This is a genomic window from Kitasatospora sp. NPDC038210 (assembly GCF_055600605.1).
Genome location: NZ_JBVJYK010000015.1, coordinates 108,350 through 124,125, shown reverse-complemented (window position 1 = coordinate 124,125; position 15,776 = coordinate 108,350). Strand labels below are relative to the sequence as shown.

At 73.5% G+C, this 15,776-nt stretch carries 22 protein-coding genes; 12 read left to right on the top strand and 10 right to left on the bottom strand.

Features of this window, described 5'->3' with window-relative positions; genetic code table 11:
• Positions 1-58: 58 nt before the first annotated feature.
• The 5 genes from ACZ7KX_RS28335 to ACZ7KX_RS28315 all read left to right on the top strand — a co-directional run bounded on the left by ACZ7KX_RS28335 (position 59) and on the right by ACZ7KX_RS28315 (position 3,804).
• On the top strand, positions 59-898 hold the full coding sequence (locus ACZ7KX_RS28335; RefSeq protein ID WP_470328932.1) for a DUF4097 family beta strand repeat-containing protein: 840 nt from the start codon (positions 59-61) through the stop codon (positions 896-898).
• Entirely contained in the window at positions 898-1,824 is a 927-nt protein-coding gene (locus ACZ7KX_RS28330; RefSeq protein WP_470328931.1) for an ATP-binding cassette domain-containing protein, read from the top strand. Before ACZ7KX_RS28335 ends, ACZ7KX_RS28330 begins: the two co-directional genes overlap by 1 nt.
• Positions 1,821-2,591, top strand: coding sequence for an ABC transporter permease (locus ACZ7KX_RS28325; RefSeq protein WP_396550599.1), 771 nt, complete (start codon positions 1,821-1,823; stop codon positions 2,589-2,591). Before ACZ7KX_RS28330 ends, ACZ7KX_RS28325 begins: the two co-directional genes overlap by 4 nt.
• 107 nt (positions 2,592-2,698) lie before the next feature.
• Entirely contained in the window at positions 2,699-3,286 is a 588-nt protein-coding gene (locus tag ACZ7KX_RS28320; RefSeq protein ID WP_470328930.1) for a hypothetical protein, read from the top strand.
• A 38-nt stretch (positions 3,287-3,324) separates the two neighbouring features.
• Positions 3,325-3,804, top strand: a complete 480-nt coding sequence (locus tag ACZ7KX_RS28315; RefSeq protein ID WP_470328929.1) for a hypothetical protein — start codon at positions 3,325-3,327, stop codon at positions 3,802-3,804.
• 46 nt (positions 3,805-3,850) lie between these two features.
• On the opposite strand, the gene ACZ7KX_RS28310 is transcribed toward ACZ7KX_RS28315, so the two are convergent.
• Positions 3,851-4,249: a hypothetical protein gene (locus ACZ7KX_RS28310; protein WP_470328928.1), complete on the bottom strand. Its 399-nt coding sequence runs from the start codon at positions 4,247-4,249 to the stop codon at positions 3,851-3,853.
• A 240-nt stretch (positions 4,250-4,489) separates the two neighbouring features.
• On the opposite strand from ACZ7KX_RS28310, the gene ACZ7KX_RS28305 reads away from it, so the two are divergent.
• A complete protein-coding gene (locus ACZ7KX_RS28305) occupies positions 4,490-4,786 on the top strand; it encodes a hypothetical protein (protein ID WP_470328927.1) in 297 nt (98 codons plus the stop codon).
• A gap of 40 nt (positions 4,787-4,826) precedes the next feature.
• Here the strand turns inward: ACZ7KX_RS28305 and ACZ7KX_RS28300 are convergent, their stop codons facing one another.
• Both ACZ7KX_RS28300 and ACZ7KX_RS28295 read right to left on the bottom strand, forming a co-directional pair.
• A complete protein-coding gene (locus ACZ7KX_RS28300) occupies positions 4,827-5,411 on the bottom strand; it encodes a hypothetical protein (protein WP_470328926.1) in 585 nt (194 codons plus the stop codon).
• Positions 5,408-6,253 (bottom strand): SDR family oxidoreductase, encoded by an 846-nt coding sequence (locus ACZ7KX_RS28295; protein ID WP_470328925.1) that lies wholly within the window; start codon positions 6,251-6,253, stop codon positions 5,408-5,410. The genes ACZ7KX_RS28300 and ACZ7KX_RS28295 overlap by 4 nt, the downstream gene beginning before the upstream one ends.
• An 84-nt stretch (positions 6,254-6,337) precedes the next feature.
• On the opposite strand from ACZ7KX_RS28295, the gene ACZ7KX_RS28290 reads away from it, so the two are divergent.
• Positions 6,338-6,967, top strand: a complete 630-nt coding sequence (locus ACZ7KX_RS28290) for a TetR/AcrR family transcriptional regulator (protein ID WP_470328924.1) — start codon at positions 6,338-6,340, stop codon at positions 6,965-6,967.
• Between the two features lie 43 nt (positions 6,968-7,010).
• Here the strand turns inward: ACZ7KX_RS28290 and ACZ7KX_RS28285 are convergent, their stop codons facing one another.
• On the bottom strand, positions 7,011-7,847 hold the full coding sequence (locus ACZ7KX_RS28285; RefSeq protein WP_470328923.1) for an NmrA family NAD(P)-binding protein: 837 nt from the start codon (positions 7,845-7,847) through the stop codon (positions 7,011-7,013).
• 203 nt (positions 7,848-8,050) lie between these two features.
• Positions 8,051-9,037: a quinone oxidoreductase family protein gene (locus ACZ7KX_RS28280; RefSeq protein WP_470328922.1), complete on the bottom strand. Its 987-nt coding sequence runs from the start codon at positions 9,035-9,037 to the stop codon at positions 8,051-8,053.
• A 109-nt stretch (positions 9,038-9,146) separates the two neighbouring features.
• Between ACZ7KX_RS28280 and ACZ7KX_RS28275 the strand changes: the two genes are divergently transcribed.
• Positions 9,147-9,560: an ArsR/SmtB family transcription factor gene (locus ACZ7KX_RS28275; protein WP_470328921.1), complete on the top strand. Its 414-nt coding sequence runs from the start codon at positions 9,147-9,149 to the stop codon at positions 9,558-9,560.
• A gap of 122 nt (positions 9,561-9,682) precedes the next feature.
• On the opposite strand, the gene ACZ7KX_RS28270 is transcribed toward ACZ7KX_RS28275, so the two are convergent.
• Positions 9,683-10,264 (bottom strand): hypothetical protein, encoded by a 582-nt coding sequence (locus ACZ7KX_RS28270; RefSeq protein WP_470328920.1) that lies wholly within the window; start codon positions 10,262-10,264, stop codon positions 9,683-9,685.
• Positions 10,265-10,427: 163 nt separating this feature from the next.
• Positions 10,428-11,195: a CDP-alcohol phosphatidyltransferase family protein gene (locus ACZ7KX_RS28265; protein ID WP_470328919.1), complete on the bottom strand. Its 768-nt coding sequence runs from the start codon at positions 11,193-11,195 to the stop codon at positions 10,428-10,430.
• 428 nt (positions 11,196-11,623) lie between these two features.
• Here ACZ7KX_RS28265 and ACZ7KX_RS28260 point away from each other — a divergent pair, with 428 nt between their 5' ends.
• Both ACZ7KX_RS28260 and ACZ7KX_RS28255 read left to right on the top strand, forming a co-directional pair.
• Complete coding sequence (locus ACZ7KX_RS28260) at positions 11,624-12,199, top strand: NUDIX hydrolase (protein WP_470328918.1); 576 nt, start codon at positions 11,624-11,626, stop codon at positions 12,197-12,199.
• A 56-nt stretch (positions 12,200-12,255) separates the two neighbouring features.
• Positions 12,256-12,939, top strand: a complete 684-nt coding sequence (locus tag ACZ7KX_RS28255; protein ID WP_470328917.1) for an HAD family hydrolase — start codon at positions 12,256-12,258, stop codon at positions 12,937-12,939.
• Positions 12,940-13,012: 73 nt separating this feature from the next.
• On the opposite strand, the gene ACZ7KX_RS28250 is transcribed toward ACZ7KX_RS28255, so the two are convergent.
• Both ACZ7KX_RS28250 and ACZ7KX_RS28245 read right to left on the bottom strand, forming a co-directional pair.
• The gene (locus tag ACZ7KX_RS28250; RefSeq protein ID WP_470328916.1) at positions 13,013-13,714 is read right to left on the bottom strand and encodes a YidC/Oxa1 family membrane protein insertase; all 702 of its coding nucleotides are present in this window, start codon (positions 13,712-13,714) and stop codon (positions 13,013-13,015) included.
• 81 nt (positions 13,715-13,795) lie between these two features.
• The gene (locus ACZ7KX_RS28245; protein ID WP_470328915.1) at positions 13,796-14,089 is read right to left on the bottom strand and encodes a DUF6412 domain-containing protein; all 294 of its coding nucleotides are present in this window, start codon (positions 14,087-14,089) and stop codon (positions 13,796-13,798) included.
• Between the two features lie 356 nt (positions 14,090-14,445).
• On the opposite strand from ACZ7KX_RS28245, the gene ACZ7KX_RS28240 reads away from it, so the two are divergent.
• Both ACZ7KX_RS28240 and ACZ7KX_RS28235 read left to right on the top strand, forming a co-directional pair.
• Entirely contained in the window at positions 14,446-14,730 is a 285-nt protein-coding gene (locus ACZ7KX_RS28240) for a type II toxin-antitoxin system Phd/YefM family antitoxin (RefSeq protein WP_470328914.1), read from the top strand.
• Positions 14,723-15,145 (top strand): type II toxin-antitoxin system VapC family toxin, encoded by a 423-nt coding sequence (locus tag ACZ7KX_RS28235; protein ID WP_350521861.1) that lies wholly within the window; start codon positions 14,723-14,725, stop codon positions 15,143-15,145. Before ACZ7KX_RS28240 ends, ACZ7KX_RS28235 begins: the two co-directional genes overlap by 8 nt.
• On the opposite strand, the gene ACZ7KX_RS28230 is transcribed toward ACZ7KX_RS28235, so the two are convergent.
• Positions 15,132-15,737: a hypothetical protein gene (locus tag ACZ7KX_RS28230; RefSeq protein WP_470328913.1), complete on the bottom strand. Its 606-nt coding sequence runs from the start codon at positions 15,735-15,737 to the stop codon at positions 15,132-15,134. The two genes, ACZ7KX_RS28235 and ACZ7KX_RS28230, sit on opposite strands and share 14 nt — an antisense overlap.
• Positions 15,738-15,776 lie beyond the last annotated feature (39 nt).

Here is a 15,776-nt window from a genome sequence, read left to right as displayed (position 1 = left end):
CGTCACCCCCGCTCCGACCAGCGGGAACACCTATACGAGCCAAGAGGACGGGACAGCCATGCCTACGTACGAGACCGACGGACCGATCTCCGCGACCCTGGAGTTCGAGATCGGCTCGGTGTGGATCCGCGCGAGCAAGCGCACCGACACCGCGGTCGAGATCCGCCCCGCCAACGCGGCCAGGGACGCCGACATCAAGGCCGCCGGGCTGACCCAGGTCGACTTCTCCGGCGGTCGGCTCACCATCAAGGGCCCCAAGCAGCGCACCGTGTTCTCCAACAAGAAGGGCTCGATCGAGGTCGTCGTCGAACTGCCGGCCGGCTCCGCGGTGCACGCCGAGTCGCCGATGGCGGACTTCGTCACCGAGGGCCCGCTCGGCGACTGCCGGGTGAAGGCCTCCATGGGCCGGATCCAGGTCGACCGGGCCGAGAACGTGCGGCTCAAGACCGACCACGGGGACATCCGGCTCGGCGCGGCCACCGGCGACGCCGAGGTGTTCGGGGCCGGCCGGATCGAGGTCGGCACCGTCGAGGGCCGGCTCACGGTCAAGAACAGCAACGGCGACACCGAGATCGACGAGGTCCACGGCGAGCTGGCGGCCAACGCCTCCAACGGCCGGATCCACGTCGGTGACGCCGGGGCGGGAGTGGACGCCAAGACGGCGAACGGCCACATCCGGATCGGCCGGGTGGTCCGTGGCAAGGTCACCGTGCAGTCCGGCGTCGGGGACGTGGAGGTCGGCATCGCGGAGGGCACGGCGGCCTGGCTCGACGTGCACAGCAAGTTCGGTGCCGTCCGCAACACCCTCGGTGCGGCCGAGGGCCCGGGCGAGGCCCGGGAGACCGTCGAGGTCCGCGGTCAGACCCAGGTCGGCAGCATCACCATCCGGAGGGCCTGATGGCGGCGATCTCCGTCGTCGGGCTGACCAAGTCCTACGGTGACAAGGCCGTCCTCAAGGGCATCGACCTGGACATCCCGGCGGGCAGCGTGTTCGCGCTGCTCGGGCCCAACGGCGCCGGCAAGACCACCACCGTGCAGATCCTCTCCACCCTGGTCCCCGCCGACGGCGGCTCGGCCCGGGTGGCCGGACACGACGTGGCCCGGCAGGCAGACGGAGTGCGGAAGGCGATCGGGGTGACCGGCCAATTCTCGGCCGTGGACAACCTCCTCACCGCCGAGGAGAACCTGATGCTGATGGCCGACCTCAACCACCTCCGCCGTCGGGAGGGGCGGAGGCGGGCCGAGGACCTGCTGCGGACCTTCGAGCTCACCGACGCGGCACGCAAGCCCGTCGCCACCTTCTCCGGCGGCATGCGGCGCAAGCTCGACCTGGCGATGACCCTGGTCGGCGACCCGGAGGTGATCTTCCTCGACGAGCCGACCACCGGGCTGGACCCGCGCAGCCGGCGCACGATGTGGGAGATCATCCGCGGACTGGTCGCCGACCACGGGGTGACGATCTTCCTCACCACCCAGTACCTGGACGAGGCCGACCAGCTCGCCGACCGGATAGCCGTCCTGGACGGTGGGCGGATCGTCGCCGAGGGCACCGCCGAGGAGCTCAAGCGGATCGTCCCCGGCGGGCGGATCCGGCTCCAGTTCGCCGACGCCCGCCAACTGGCCGCCGCCACCGCACTGTTCGACTACGCCGCCGCCGACACCGAGGCACTGCGGCTGGACATCCCGGGGGACAACTCCGTCCTCACGGTGAAGGCCGTGCTGGACGCCCTCGACAACGCCTCCGTACGGGCCGAGTCGCTGGTCGTGGAGACGGCCGATCTGGACGACGTGTTCCTCACGCTCACCGGGGAGGGCGCGCGATGAGCGCGACGACGAGCTACGCGGTCAGCGACTCGCTGACCATGCTGCGCCGCAACCTGAAGCGCGCACAGCGGTACCCGGCGATGACCTTCTCGGTCGTGGTGATGCCGGTGATGATGCTGGCGCTCTTCAACTACGCCTTCGGGGGCGCGCTGGGAGCGGGGATCGGGGGCGGCAGCTACATCGACTACGTGACGCCGGGGATCGTGCTGATGACGGCGACAGCGGGCTCGGTCGCCACGGCGGTGGGTGTCTGCGTCGACATGACGGAGGGCATCGTCAACCGCTTCCGGACGATGTCGATCTCGCGGTCGGCGTTCCTCGCCGGACACGTGGTCGGCAGCGTGGTCCAGACGATGATCGCGCTGCTGCTGGTGATCGGCGCGGCCTTCGCGATGGGGTTCCGGTCGAGTGCCGGGCCGCTGGAGTGGCTGGCGGCCGCAGGCCTGCTGATGTTCGTCACGCTGGCGCTGACCTGGATATCGGCGGGCATCGGGCTGGTGTCCAAGACCCCGGAGAGCGCGAGCAACACGCCGCTGCCGCTGACCTTCCTGCCCTTCATCGGCAGCGCGATCGTCCCGCCCGACTCCATGCCGACGGTGCTGCGCTGGTTCGCCGAGTACCAGCCCTTCACGCCGATCATCGAGACCCTGCGGGGCCTGCTGACGGGCACCGGGATCGGCACCAGCGGGTGGAGCGCCCTCGCCTGGTGCACCGGACTGACGCTGCTCGGCTACTTCTGGTCGCGGAGCGTCTTCCACCGGCGGTGACGGGGGTACGGCCGGCGGCCGCGGCCCGGGTGACGGAACCACCGTCGCCCGGGCCGCAGGGTGTGCCCGTAGTAAAGTCCGGGCAAAAGTTCACCCAGGGGGAGCACATGGCAGCGGTCGCGTGGCACAGACGGATCGAGTGGTGGTTCAGGGGGGCGGCGCTGGTAGCGTTCCTGGCCTACCTGTCGGGCCACCAAGCCTCCCGCTCGGGCGGGCTGGTGGAGGTCGAGCGCTGGCTGAACCACCCGGTGCTGCTGCTCGGGGCGGCAGCGGTGATGCTCATGGTGTCGATGCTGGTCCAGTTCGAGTTCCGAGAGCGGTGGGCGCAGCTCGGCTGCGCCGCCATCCTGTCCCCGCTCATCATGGTCTCGGTGGCCATCGGTGCCGTCACCTACTTCCTCGGCGGCGACGGCCGGTTGATGGAGCGCAAGCCCGATCCGGGCAACCCCGAGCACGTCCTGACCATCACCGACATGGCCTTCTCCATCGACCCGGTCTACCGCGTGGAGCTGCTGACCGGCAGCGGTTGGACGGCCCGCCACTGGAACCTGGGCACCTGGGACGACGGCGACGGCTTCCTGCGGGCCGAGTGGTCCGGGTCGAACCGGATCACGGTGATCACGAGGAACGAGATCAGGGAGTACCCGGTGAAGCGGGACGGCCGGCTGGGTGAGCCGGAGGTCACCCGCCGGTAGGGAGTGCTTGTCGGTGGGCGGCGCTATCGTCACCGGCCATGGGATTCTCCGGGGCTTTCGTGGTGGCGCGCTCCACGCGTCCGTTGGTCGAACTGGCGGCGGTGCGGGCGGAGGAGGTGTTGCCCGAGCGGGAGGCCGCGGACGGTGACTGGCGGATCCTGCAGACGGGCCGACCGGTGGAGACGGCCACCGACATCGTGGCCGAGACCGGTACTCCGGTGCTCGTGATGCACGTCCTCGACAGCGACTTCGTCTTCGCGCAGGCCTTCGGCCCCGGCGGCTTGGACTGGCACTGCGCCTTCCCCCGGGAGATGGCGCTGGACTACGAGGTGCCCGCGAAGTGGCTCGGCGAGCCCGCCGAGGTCGCGCCCCGCGCGGCCGCCTGGGCCGCGTCCATCGGCCTGAGGCCCGACGGAGCCGAGGTGCACGCCGTGCTGGAGCGCGAAGCCGACCCGCTCGCCGAGGGCTTGGTGTCGGACCTCGTCCACGCCCTGGGGTTCCGCTTCCAGGAGGGGTAGGCCCCCGCAGGCGGTGCCGCCGCGCGGGGGCCGGGGAGCGGGGTGGCTACCAGCGGTCGATGCCCATGACGTTCGCCGCGTTGTGGATGGCGTTGTAGTGGGGGACCGACATGTCGGACTTCTTCTGGCCTGCGGGAAGGTTCTTGTCCGCCGCGCGGAACTCGTCCCGGGCGGAGGCGAGCAGGCCGGTGCCGTAGGAGACCGGGACGTCGTTCTTGCCGTGGACCGGGTGCGACTTGGCGGCGGTCTGGCTGCCCGCGTTGGCGAGGATGCTGCGGGCCTGGTTGTAGGCGTCGGCCTTGACCGTCTTCGGGTTGCGGACCTGTGCCTGCACCCCGGCCACGGGCTGCGCCTGTTCCGCGGCGGTGGCGACGGGAGCCGCGGCGGCGCCGAGGGCGCCGGCGGTCAAGAGGACGGCGAGGGCGTTCCGGAGGTTCCGGATCATGGCAATGCCTTCCATTGAGTGGTCGTCAGAGTCGCACTGCCGCACCGCGGATGTGATCGGTGCGGGTGCGAACGCCTTCGTCACTACCCGGGCTCCGCTCATCGGAAAACCGCCTTGCGCTCGGATGGTTCGGCAGCGATGCGATCAAGCCGTTCTCGATCCGCGACGGTCGCACCGCCATACTGACGAGATGGATTCAGCGTTCTGCGCCGACGTCATGGTCGCCGGGCCCGACGACCTGTGAGCGGCGACGGCACGGGCGCGGATGCGCCCGGTGGTGCCGGGCGGCCCGGCCCGGACGAGATCGAGTGGTGGTTCGCCGCCGTCGCGGACGGCCGGGTCAGCAGGGACGAGGCCGACCGCTGGGCCGGGCGCTGGTACCTGGACGACGACCTGCACTGGGACGAACCGTCCCTGCGGGCACTGAGCCGGCTGTACGGCATCGACCTGCGGTCCGGGCCCGGGGAGCCGTACCTGCACGACGAGGCCCAGGTGCGGGAGTGGCTGGCCGAGTTCAGGCACCGCCGGGCCCGGTGAAGGCCCGCCGAGCACGACCCGGCCGCGGCCCCGACCGGCCTCAGGCCGTGGCGGCGACGCCGCGCAGTCGGGCGGCGGAGCGGGCCAGCAGCGTCGCCGCGACCGGCGCCGGGCTGAAGCCCACGACGCACGCGGTGAGCACGCCGACCGGGGTCAGCCCCGTCGAGGATGTCGCGGCGACGGCGACGGCGGCCAGCGGCGTGGTCAGGACAGGGGCGATCAGGAGGAGCGCGGCCGGCTTCTTCTGCCGGCGGCTCCACGCCCGGGACCTGCTGACGCGGACGGCGGCGGTGACGGCGGCGGCCAGCGCGAGCGCGGGCCCGGCGGCCGGGACGACCAGCAGTGGGAGCGGGAGCACCGCGAGGAGCAGCGTCACGTTCGTTCGGCGGGCGCTCTCCGGCTCGGGGAGGGTCAGTCCGTCCTCGGCGAGCGCGGCGTCGGCGAGGCGCCGGGGGCTGCCCAGCCGCTCCAGCACCTGACGGACGGCGGCCTCGTCGGCCGGGTCGTGCTCGGCGAGCGAGACCTCGACGTGTTCCCGCAGGTCGGCCGCGTAGCGAGCACGACCCGAGGCTCGCCCGCCCGGCTTCTCGGTCGGGCGGGCCCTCCCGTGACCCGCGGCGGTCACCGGAACGCGGGCAGGTTGCGCTCGACCCACGCGTCGAACGGCGCGGCCGGGCGCCGGAGCACCGCCGCGACGTCGGGGCTGACCGCCAGTTCGGCCGGGAGCGGGACGCCGAGGACGTCCAGGGTGCCGGGGATGGCCTGCTCCGGCATGAACCGCGCCAGGTGGGCGTGGGCCTCCTCGCGCGACAGCTCGACGAAGGCCACCTCCTCGCCCAGGGCCTCGGAGAGGGCCGCGGCCTGCCGACGCGGGCTGATGGGCTCGGGGCCGGTCAGTTCGTACGTGCGGCCCGCGTGTCCGTCCTCGCGCAGCGCGACCGCCGCGACCGCCGCGATGTCCGCCGGGTCGACGACGGGCAGGGCCACGTCGCCGAACGGGGCGTGGACCGTGCGCCCGGCGCGGACCGTCTCGGCCCAGGCGAAGGCATTGGAGGCGAACCCGCTGGGGCGCAGCACGGTGAAGTCGAGTCCGGAGCCGCGCACGGCGGCCTCGAACTCCCGCAGGCGGGCGTGCGACGGCGCGTCCGGCCGGGTGGCGCTGACCTGCGAGGAGACCAGGACGATCCGTTCGACCCCGGCGTCCGCGGCGGCGTCCAGCAGGACGTTCGGGCTCTCGCCCCGACTGTTGAGCTCGCCGCCCAGCAGCAGGAAGAGCGCACGGGCTCCTTCGAGCGCGGGCCGCATGCCCGCGGCGTCACCGACGCCGCCCTGGGCCCATCGGACACCGGCCGGTGCGGGGGCGGACTGCGGCTGCCGCGATACGGCCACCACCTCTTCGCCCGCCTCCGCCAGCAGCTCCACCAGCGTCCGCCCGATGTTTCCGGTGGCTCCCGTCACTGTGATCATCGAGATCCCCTCCAAAGTGAGTTAGTCGGCTGACTTAGAAAGACCGTAGCATGCGGCCATCGGCGGCTGTCTATAGTCAGTTGGGTGACTGACTCAGTGAATCGACGTGTCCGGGCGTCGCAGAAGCGCCGGCGACTCGCCGCGGCCGCGGCCCGCGTCCTCCATGAGCAGGGCGTCGAGCGCACCACCCTCGCCGACATCGCGCGCGAGGCGGACGTCCCGGTCGGGAACGTCTACTACTACTTCAAGACCAAGGACGAGCTGGTCCGCGCCGCACTGTCCGAGCACGGCGCGCACCTGGACGAACTCGCCGACGCGCTGGAGCGGTCGGAGGACCCGCGGGAGCGCCTCAAGGCGCTGGTCCGGGCCTGGATCGACCAGCGTGACGTCGCCGCCCGGTTCGGTTGCCCGACCGGCACCCTCGCCGCCGAACTCGACAAGCGGGCCGACGGGGTCCTCGACGCGGAGGCCGGCGCCGTGATCCGGCGCCTGCTCGACTGGGTCGGGAGCCAGTTCCGACTGCTGGGCCTGCCCGATCCGGACGACCTGGCGCTCACCCTGGTCGCCGGCTACCAGGGCATGTCGCTGCTGGCCAACGCCCTGCGCGACCCGGACGTGATGACCCGCGAGGGCGCCCGCCTGCTGCGCTGGCTGGACGCGCTGGAGGTGCCGGCGATCCCGGAGGTGCCTGAGGTTCCTGAGGTGAGTCGCTGAGCCTGGCCCGTCCGGCGCTGGGCCCGACCTGCACGGTGGGCGCCTAGCGGAAGTCCGCCGCGTGGTCCCGCACCCAGCTGCGGAAGTCGCGCGCCGGCCGTCCCAGCACCCGCTCCACGGTGTCGGTCACCCGCTCCGGCTCGCGTGTGAACGACTCCCAGGCCCGCAGCCGGGAGTCCACGAACGCCGCGTTCCCCCAGGCCGCCGTCAGCCGCTCGCGGGCCGTCTGCGGCGCCAGCTCCTCCCACCGCACCTCGGTGCCCAGCTCCTCGCCGATGATCCGCGCCAGCTCGGCGTGCGAGAGCGACTGCGGCCCGGTGACCACGTACGCGCCGCCGTCGTGCCCGTCCTCGGTGAGCGCCCGCACCGCGACGTCCGCGATGTCCCGCTCGTGCACCAACGAACGGCGCGCCTGCCCGTACGGCCAGCGGACCACGCCCTCCCGCACCTGGTCGGCCCAGGCGAGCAGGTTGCCCGCGAAGTCGATCGCCCGTACGAAGGTCCAGCCCAGGCCCGACCGGCGGATCATCCGCTCGATCTCCTGGTGGAAGATCACGGCCGGCTCGTCGTCCGCGAGGTCGGCGACGTCCGCCGACAGGTAGACCACGCGCTCGGCGTGCCGGGCGATCAGCTCGACGACCCGGGGCTCCACGGGCAGCCCGGGCCACATCAGGTAGACCGCCTGCACCCCGTCGGCCAGTGCCGGCTCCAGGCTCTCCGGTGCGGTCAGATCGCCCTGCACGGGCTCGACTCCCTTGGGCAGCAGGGCTTTTGCAGGGTCCCGCACCAATGCCCGTACCTCGTGGCCGCCTTCGGCCAGCGAGGCCACAACGTGCCTGCCCACACTGCCGTTTGCGCCGATCACCAGAATCTTGGTCATGCCCGCCCCCAACGCGCGCCGGGTGGGAGGTATGCCCCCGGCATCCCTGGCCCCTGGCCCCCGGCATCCGACGCCGGGGGCCTTGCACGGGAAGTCGGCGAGGCCGACTTCCCGTGCAAGGCCCTGCGGGTGTTCCCGGAGCGCCGGTCAGGGTTGCGCGGCGCGCGGGCTCGCGGCGCGCGGATCCGCGGCGCCCGGTGGGCTCAACCGGCCACCCGTACCACGTACTTCCCGGTCGCCCGCCCGTCCGCCATCGCGTCGTGGGCGGCCGGGACGGCGGCCAGGTCGGGCAGTTCGGTGACCGGCAGCTTCAGGCCGCCGTCGGCCATCAGGTCGACGGCCCGGCGGATGGCCCGGGCGAGGCGCTCCGGCGCGGTGGCGGCCAGGAGGCGGTGGCTGAAGCCGGTGACGGTCAGGTTGCCCGCCATCAGCCGCCCGAGCGGCGGCAGGTCGGCGACGGCTCCGCCGCCTGCGTTGCCGAACAGGACGATCCGGGTGCCGGGGGCGGCCACGGCGAGGTCGAGCTCCAGGGCCTCGGTGCCCAGCGGGTCGAGGACGAGGTCGACGCCCCGGCCGCCGGTGGCGGCCCGGATCGCTTCGGGCAGTGCCTCGTCGCGGGCGAAGGCGTGGTCGTAGCCGGAGGCGATCGCGGCGGCGGCCTTCTCCGGCCGGCCGACGGTGCCGATCAACCGGCCGCCGCCGAGCAGCGGGACGAGTTGGGCGACGGCGTGGCCGATCCCGCCGCCCGCCGAGTGCACCAGGACGGTGTCACCGGCGTCGAAGCGGCCGGCGTCGGTCAGCAGCAGCACCGAGGTGGCCAGGCCGAGCGGTACGGCGGCGGCCTCGCGCAGCGCCACGCGGTCCGGGAGCGGCACGGTGAGCGCGGCCTCCGCGACCGCCACCTCCGCGAGCCCGGCGCCGACCGGAGCGGCCACGACCCGGTCGCCCGCGGCCAGGCCGGTGACTCCCTCGCCGACCTCCCGGACCGTTCCGGCCACTTCCTTGCCCGGTCGGTGCGGCCACTCGGTGGCGTACGCGGCATCGCCGCGGCGGGTCATCACGTCCACGAAGTTCAGTCCGGCGTAGGCGACGTCGATCGCCACCTGCCCCGGTCCGGGGCGCGGTGCCTCGACCTCCCGGATCTGCGAGTTCTCGCCTCCGCCGGGCGCGGTCATCACCAGTGCACGCATGTCGGTCCCCCTCCGATACGATATTCGACGAACTACGAAATTGACGCGGCACAGTGGTACCACGCCGTTTCTATGGATGTCGAACATCGCAGATCAGGTAGGTCTGACCATGCCTCGCAGCACCCGCCGCCGACCGGCGCTCGCCCACCCCGCGACCGAGGAGATCGACCTCTTCGACGTCCTGCACGCCCTCTCCGACCCCACCCGGATGACCATCGTCCGGGTCCTGCGCGCCGAACCCGAGCGGGCCTGCGGCACCTTCCCGGTGGACGTCGCGCCCTCGACCCTCAGTCACCACTTCAAGGTGCTGCGCGAATCCGGCCTGATCAGCCAGCGCGAGGAGGCCAACCGGCGCTTCTCCGCACTGCGCACGGTCGACCTGGAGCGACGCTTTCCCGGCCTGCTCGACACCGTCCTCGCCGCCCACGGCCGCGCCGGGGACGACTCCGTGCCCGGTGCCGGTGGTGGCGGTGGCGGCGGGAACGACGGTGGGGGCGGGGACGCGGGCGGCGAGAAGGGCTAGCGGGACTCGGCGCCGTCGCCGTACGGTCCGCGGTCGCCGTACGGCCGGGCTCCGCCGCGCGCCGGTGCAGGAGCGGTCGGCAGCGGGCCACTGCCTCCGAGTCCGTCGATGCCGGCGGGCCGTCAGGTCGAGCGGGGGAGCGGCGCCGTCGCCGCGACCCGGTGGCGGCGGTGGTACGACACCGTCACGGCGGCCAGCAGTGGGGCCCAGGCGACGGTGGGCAGGTAGAGGAAGCCGACCAGGAAGTGGCCCAGCCGGGTCATGTCCGTGCCCGGCATCGCCCACCACCCGGCGAACGGCGTCCAGAGCACGGCCAGCCCGGCGGCGCCGAGCGACGCCACGAGGACCACCGCACGAGGATCGACCGGGCGCCCGCCGACGAACGGGACCCAGCGCGGCGGCGCCGTGCCCCAGGGGCGGACCAGTCCGACGGTGAGCAGAGCCAGCGCCTCCGTGAACAGGCTCAGGAAGACCGGCCACACCGCGCCCCACCCGCCGAAACCCATCGCCCGGTACCCCGCGTCGGTGTACCCGCCGTGCCAGCCCGCGACCAGCCCGAGCCGCCACAGCCCGGCCGGCAGCGCGGTGACGGCCGCGACGTGGGCGGCGCGCACAGCCCACCGGGGCGGCGCGGGCACGACGGCGAGGGAGCGAGCGGCGGTGGAGGGGGGTCGGGTGTCGGAGGAGGGCTGGGGCGTCGTCATGCCCCTACCCTCCCGCCGGGCCCCGGCCCGCCGCGTCCACCCGGCGACGGGCTTCGCGGCGCTCCTCCCCCGGGCGGGGGAGGAGCGACTCACCCCGGCTGCCGGGGCGCCTCGCCTGCGGTGCCGGGAGGACGCCCAGCCGTGCCGCCGCGGGGCAGGGTGCTCAGCGCAGCCGCGAGGACGACAGGATCGATGCCAGGTGCGCGACCACCATGCCCCAGGTGATCACCGTGATCCCCGCGAGCGTCGCCCGCGTCGCGTCCAGGTTGCCGAGCCCGGAATCCACCACGGCTGCCGCCAGCAGCACCAGCGAGGCCTCGATGCCGTTGGTCACCCGGTGGATCTTGAACACCGAAGCGAGCCGACGGGCCGTCGCCATGCCCTGCGAACGCGGCTGCGTCGACTCCTCGTCCGCCGGCGGCTGACCGCTGCGGGCGCGGGCCACGTCCACCAGGTCCGTCGAGGCCTTCAGCAGCACCACGCCCAGCGCGGCCGCCAGACCCGCCGACACCCACAGCTCCGAACCGCCGCGTGCCGCGCGGACACCCGCGCCGATCATCAGTGCGGCGTCCGCCAGATAGGCGCCGAGCCGGTCCACGTACACCCCGGCCATGCTGAACTGGCGCTTCCAGCGCGCCACTTCGCCGTCCACGCAGTCGAAGAGCAGGAACAGCTGGAACAGCACGGCCGCCAGCGCAGCGCCGGTCGGGCCCGGGATCAGCAGGGCCGCGCCGCCGCCGACCCCGCACACCACCATCACCCAGGTCAGGGTGTTCGGCGAGACCGAGGTGCGGACCAGCTGCCGGGTGGTCCGCAGCGAGATCGCCCGCATGTACAGCCGACCCGCCCAGTGCTCACCGTTGCGGCTCTGCAGCTTGGCCTGCGGCTGGCACACCTCGCGCAGCTCGGCGAGTGCCGGAGCAGCCACCATGACGACATCCCTCCACCTGTCCCGTGACGATCAGCACAGGCTACGGCCTCCCGGTAACGCCCCGACCAGCCGGTACGGCACCTGCGGGCCGGCCGGCACGACCCCCGTGGGACGGGCCGGCGCGACCTCCGTGGACCGGCCGGCATGGCCGGTGCGGCCGGGCGAAAACCGGTGGGCCCCCGACGAGCCCCGGGCTAGGCTTCGCGGGTTCGCCGGAACCGGAAGCCCCGGGCCCGACCACCCGTTCCTTGCAAGCCCGTTGACGTCATCAAGCCCGATGGCGTCACCAGGCCCGTCGACGCCATCAGGCCCGTTGACGTCACCAGGCCAGGGCCGTTCCGACCCGCCTCGGAGCCGTCCGGCCGGATCCGGGACGGCGGCGGCGACAGTCCCGGACCGGGCCCGCAGCAGAACAGGAGTACAGATCCATGGTGACCACGGGCAGCCCGTCGCACGGCCCCGACCTGGCCCGACTGCTGGACGACCACCGACCGCGGGGCCCGGAGGAGACGGCCGACCACGAGCGCGCCCGCAGCCTCCTCGGCGCCGCCGACCCCTGGAACCGCGGCACCTTCCCCCTCCACTTCACCGCCTCCGCGCTGATCGTCCACCCGCCGACCCGCCGCGTCCTGCTGCGCTGGCACGTCCGCCAGCAGGCCTGGCTGCAGGTCGGCGGCCACGGCGACCCGGGGGAGACCCGACCGCTGGACATCGCCCTGCGCGAGGGCCGGGAGGAGACCGGCCTCGCCGACCTCACCCCGTGGCCCGACGCCGCCCTGGCCCACCTCGTCGTGGTCCCCGTCCCGGCCTCACCCGTCGAGCCCGCCCACGAGCACGCCGACCTGCGGTTCCTCCTGGCGACCGGGACCCCGGACCGGGCCCGGCCGGAGAACCCGGCCTCCCCGCTGGAATGGCTCACCGTCGAGGAGGCCGTGCAGCGGACCACCGAGGACAACCTCCGCGAGACCCTCGCCCGCGTCGCCCGCCTGCTCCCGCCCGCCTGACGCCCCCCGCCGCCCCCTCCCGCACACCTGACGACCCTCGGCCTGGAGACCACCGGATGCACATCGACCAGATCCTCATCTTCGACGCCGACGACACCCTCTGGGAGAACAACGTCCTCTTCGAGCGGGTCATCGACGGCTTCCTGGACTGGGTCGCCACCCCGGCCGACCGGGACCGCACCCGCTCCCTCCTGGACGGCATCGAAGCCGCCAACTCGGCCACCCTCGGTTACGGCGCCACCGTCTTCCGGCAGAGCCTCGCCGACTGCCTGCAGCAACTCAGCGGCCGCACTCCCTCCGCGGAGGAGCTCGCCCGCATCGACGAACTCCTCACCCCGCTGAACAGCCGACAGGTCGAGCTGATCCCCGGCGTCGCCGACACCCTCACCACCCTCGCCGACCGCCACCACCTGCTGCTGCTCACCAAGGGCGACCAGGACGAGCAGCAGGGCAAGGTGACGGCGTCCACCATCGACCACCACTTCCGGGGCATCCACATCGTGGCCGAGAAGTCGGTCGACACCTACCGGCAGCTGACCGCGGACCTCGACCTCGACCCGGACCGCACCTGGATGATCGGCAACTCGCCCAAGTCCGACATCGCCCCCGCCCACCGGGCCGGCCTGCGCACCGTCCACATCCCGCACGAGCACACCTGGGTGCTGGAGCACGAGGAGCTCGGCCCGGACGCGGCGACGCTCCGGCTCGGGGCCTTCCCCGAGCTGCTGCGCCACTTCTGATCCGGACGGCGGGCCGAGCCGGGCCGGGCCGGGCCGAGCTGGATCGGGCCGGGCCGAGCTGGATCGGGCCGAGCTAGATGGTGAGCGCCGTCACCGGGGCCTGCGCCCCGTCCCGGTACAGCCACGCCCGCTCGGCGGCCGACCACGCGCTCGTCGTCAGCAGGTACAGCGCGGCGGCCACCGGCACCAGCGTCGCGAACAGCACCGACCCGAACGACAGGTAGGGCAGCAGCCCCGCCCCCGGCTGGGGCGTGGGCTGCGCCGCGGCTGCGGCCGTCGCACGCCGGGCCCGGCGGAAGTTGACGACCCCGACCGCCGCCAGCCCCGCGTACAGCAGCCCGAACACCGCCAGCTGCCCGGCGCCGTGCGCACCGCCGACGTGCAGGCCCAGCGGCACGCCGAACAGGGTGTGGTCGAGCAGGTCGTTCGGGGTGGTGAACAGCCGGTACATCACCGAGAAGAACGGGATCTGCACCAGCACCGGCAGGCACCCCGCGAACGGCGACACCTGCTCCTTGCGGTACATCTCGGCCAGCGCCTCCTGCAGCTTCTCCGGGCGCTTCTCGTGCTTCTTCCTCAGCGCGGCGACCTGCGGCGCCAGCCGCGTCCTGGCCTTCTCCCCGCGCGACGCCGCCCGTGCCAACGGGTGCAGCGCGAGCCGGACGGCAACGGTGAACAGCACGATAGCCAGCGCGGTCGGCATGACGTGGGCGATGGCGGCGACGACGGCGTGCGCGGCGGCGACGGCCGGGTCGAGAACAGCGAGTACGGACATGGTGGAGCGAGCCCTCCGGGGTCTCGGAACACGAGTGGTCGGCGGAGGACGGCCGCGAAGACGGAATGGAACTACCGGGGCTTACGCGGCCGCCAGGGCCGCACCCGGCGCCCTGGGGCGTCGCCTGCCCCGGGCGTCCGGATCACGCTGCGGAAGGAAAGCCGTCCGGAACGCCCGGCGTCGCAGCACCCCGCTGCGCACCGCCGCCGGCGCCCGCGCCCCCAGGAGCCGGGCCCCGGCCAACGCCCCGGCAACCGCCCCGGCCACGAGCGCCACGGCAGCAACGGCGGCAACGGACGCCAGCGACCCGCTCTCGCTCACCAGGTTCCCGGTCAGCACCCGGAGCAGCCCGAGCAACATCGCGACAACAGCCACGGCCCGTGCCCTCCTCAGTGTCTCGCCGGCTCCCGGACGTACAGCACGACGATCCTACGACCCACCGGGTTCCCGCGGCGTACGGAATCCCGTCACGGCACCTCCCGGGCGTCCACGAACACGCGCGTGCCCCCGCCCGCCTCCGCCGCCACGGACGGGTCCGGCGCGGGCGGTGCGTCCGGGCCGTAGAGCCACGGGTTCCGGTGCCTATCGTCGGTGTCGGCCATGAACAGAAGCCCGCCTCTGCGTGGAACCACCGGTGCCCGAACCTGGCGGACGGGGCAAGGTCAGGAGGCGCTTTCGCGGGGACGCGCGGGGTGTAGCCATCGGCGCTACGCGGGGCTACCGTGGATGGCATGAGGACGATTTCCCAGCGGGAGTTCCGGAACAACTCCGCCGCGGTGATGGACGCGGTGGAGGCGGGGGAGACCTTCCACATCACCAGGAACGGGGTCGAGGTGGCGGAGCTGCGGCCGGTGTCCGGGCGACGGCGGCTCACGGCGGAGGAGCTGGTGGCGCGGCACGTGAAGCTGCCGCGGGTGGACTACCAGCAGATGCGCAAGGAGGCCGAGGAGTACTTCGGACCCGAGGAGCTGGTGGGGGACGAGGGCGACGACCCGTTCGAGCGGCGGCGTGGCTGAGCGCCGCAGGGCGTCCCGGCGGCGGCCCGCCGGGGTGCTGGACACCTGTGTCTACATCGACCTGGCGCTGCTCAACCCGGCGGACCTGCCGGCCGTGCCGGAGCTGACCGCGATCACGTTCGCGGAGTTGCAGCAGGGCGTGTCGATGGCCCGGGACCCGGCGAGCCGGGCGGCCCGGCTGGAGGTGCTGGGCGCGGCGATGGCCGACTTCGATCCGCTGCCCTTCGACGCGGCCGCCGCCGCCCGCTACGGGACGCTGGTGACCCTGACCATCGCCGCCGGCCGGCAGCCGCGGCCGCGCCGGATCGACCTGATGATCGCCGCCGTGGCCTCCGCCCACGGGCTGCCGCTGTACACGCGCAACGTGGCGGACTTCCGGGGGCTGGGTTCGGCGGTGGAGGTCATCGGGTTGTGAGGGCGGCGGTTCCGTCCCGTTCGACCCGGTCGGCGAGGGCGGCGGCGAACCGCAGGGCCTCGCGCCGGCTGCGGCTGCGCAGCAGGATGACGTTGTTGTCGCCGCCCCTGCCCCGGTCGGGGCCCGCAGCGGCGCCGACGGCCCAGCGCGGGCGGTCGGCGAGCCGGAGGGCCAGCCAGCGGAGGCCGGCGTTCAGGCCGACGAGGACGACGTAGAGGACGAACAGGACGAGTCCTTCGACGCCACCGCTGCTCAGGTCGGTGGGCGGGACGGGGTCGTATCCGTCCAGCGGTTTGCGGGTGGCCCGGAAGCGGCCGAGCCACACCACGGCGATCCGCACGGGCTCGTCGTCGGGGCCGGTGACGTCGAGGTAGCCGATCGACCCGGCCCGCCTGCCCTCTGCCCAGGCCTTCCGTTCGGCGGCGATGGACGCGGTCCGCTGGTGTTCCCGGGTCTCGGTCTCGACGACCTCCTGGCGCTTCGTGAACTCCGTGGTCCAGGCCTTCTCGCGCTTCTTCTGCTCGGCGGACCACGCCCGTTCGCGTTCGCGACGCTCGTCGGTGCTGATCTGCCGCCCCCGCTGACTGTTCATCCGCTCATCCTAGGAGGCGGGTCGGCGGGAGCGGCAGGC

What these genes read in the sequence shown, in the direction of transcription:
- ACZ7KX_RS28335 (WP_470328932.1), top strand. Translation starts at nt 59, where the DNA reads ATGCCTACGTACGAGACCGACGGACCGATCTCCGCGACCCTGGAGTTC.
- ACZ7KX_RS28330 (WP_470328931.1), top strand. Translation starts at nt 898, where the DNA reads ATGGCGGCGATCTCCGTCGTCGGGCTGACCAAGTCCTACGGTGACAAG.
- ACZ7KX_RS28325 (WP_396550599.1), top strand. Translation starts at nt 1,821, where the DNA reads ATGAGCGCGACGACGAGCTACGCGGTCAGCGACTCGCTGACCATGCTG.
- ACZ7KX_RS28320 (WP_470328930.1), top strand. Translation starts at nt 2,699, where the DNA reads ATGGCAGCGGTCGCGTGGCACAGACGGATCGAGTGGTGGTTCAGGGGG.
- ACZ7KX_RS28315 (WP_470328929.1), top strand. Translation starts at nt 3,325, where the DNA reads ATGGGATTCTCCGGGGCTTTCGTGGTGGCGCGCTCCACGCGTCCGTTG.
- ACZ7KX_RS28310 (WP_470328928.1), bottom strand. Translation starts at nt 4,249, where the DNA reads ATGATCCGGAACCTCCGGAACGCCCTCGCCGTCCTCTTGACCGCCGGC.
- ACZ7KX_RS28295 (WP_470328925.1), bottom strand. Translation starts at nt 6,253, where the DNA reads ATGATCACAGTGACGGGAGCCACCGGAAACATCGGGCGGACGCTGGTG.
- ACZ7KX_RS28285 (WP_470328923.1), bottom strand. Translation starts at nt 7,847, where the DNA reads ATGACCAAGATTCTGGTGATCGGCGCAAACGGCAGTGTGGGCAGGCAC.
- ACZ7KX_RS28280 (WP_470328922.1), bottom strand. Translation starts at nt 9,037, where the DNA reads ATGCGTGCACTGGTGATGACCGCGCCCGGCGGAGGCGAGAACTCGCAG.
- ACZ7KX_RS28275 (WP_470328921.1), top strand. Translation starts at nt 9,147, where the DNA reads ATGCCTCGCAGCACCCGCCGCCGACCGGCGCTCGCCCACCCCGCGACC.
- ACZ7KX_RS28270 (WP_470328920.1), bottom strand. Translation starts at nt 10,264, where the DNA reads ATGACGACGCCCCAGCCCTCCTCCGACACCCGACCCCCCTCCACCGCC.
- ACZ7KX_RS28265 (WP_470328919.1), bottom strand. Translation starts at nt 11,195, where the DNA reads ATGGTGGCTGCTCCGGCACTCGCCGAGCTGCGCGAGGTGTGCCAGCCG.
- ACZ7KX_RS28260 (WP_470328918.1), top strand. Translation starts at nt 11,624, where the DNA reads ATGGTGACCACGGGCAGCCCGTCGCACGGCCCCGACCTGGCCCGACTG.
- ACZ7KX_RS28255 (WP_470328917.1), top strand. Translation starts at nt 12,256, where the DNA reads ATGCACATCGACCAGATCCTCATCTTCGACGCCGACGACACCCTCTGG.
- ACZ7KX_RS28250 (WP_470328916.1), bottom strand. Translation starts at nt 13,714, where the DNA reads ATGTCCGTACTCGCTGTTCTCGACCCGGCCGTCGCCGCCGCGCACGCC.
- ACZ7KX_RS28240 (WP_470328914.1), top strand. Translation starts at nt 14,446, where the DNA reads ATGAGGACGATTTCCCAGCGGGAGTTCCGGAACAACTCCGCCGCGGTG.
- ACZ7KX_RS28230 (WP_470328913.1), bottom strand. Translation starts at nt 15,737, where the DNA reads ATGAACAGTCAGCGGGGGCGGCAGATCAGCACCGACGAGCGTCGCGAA.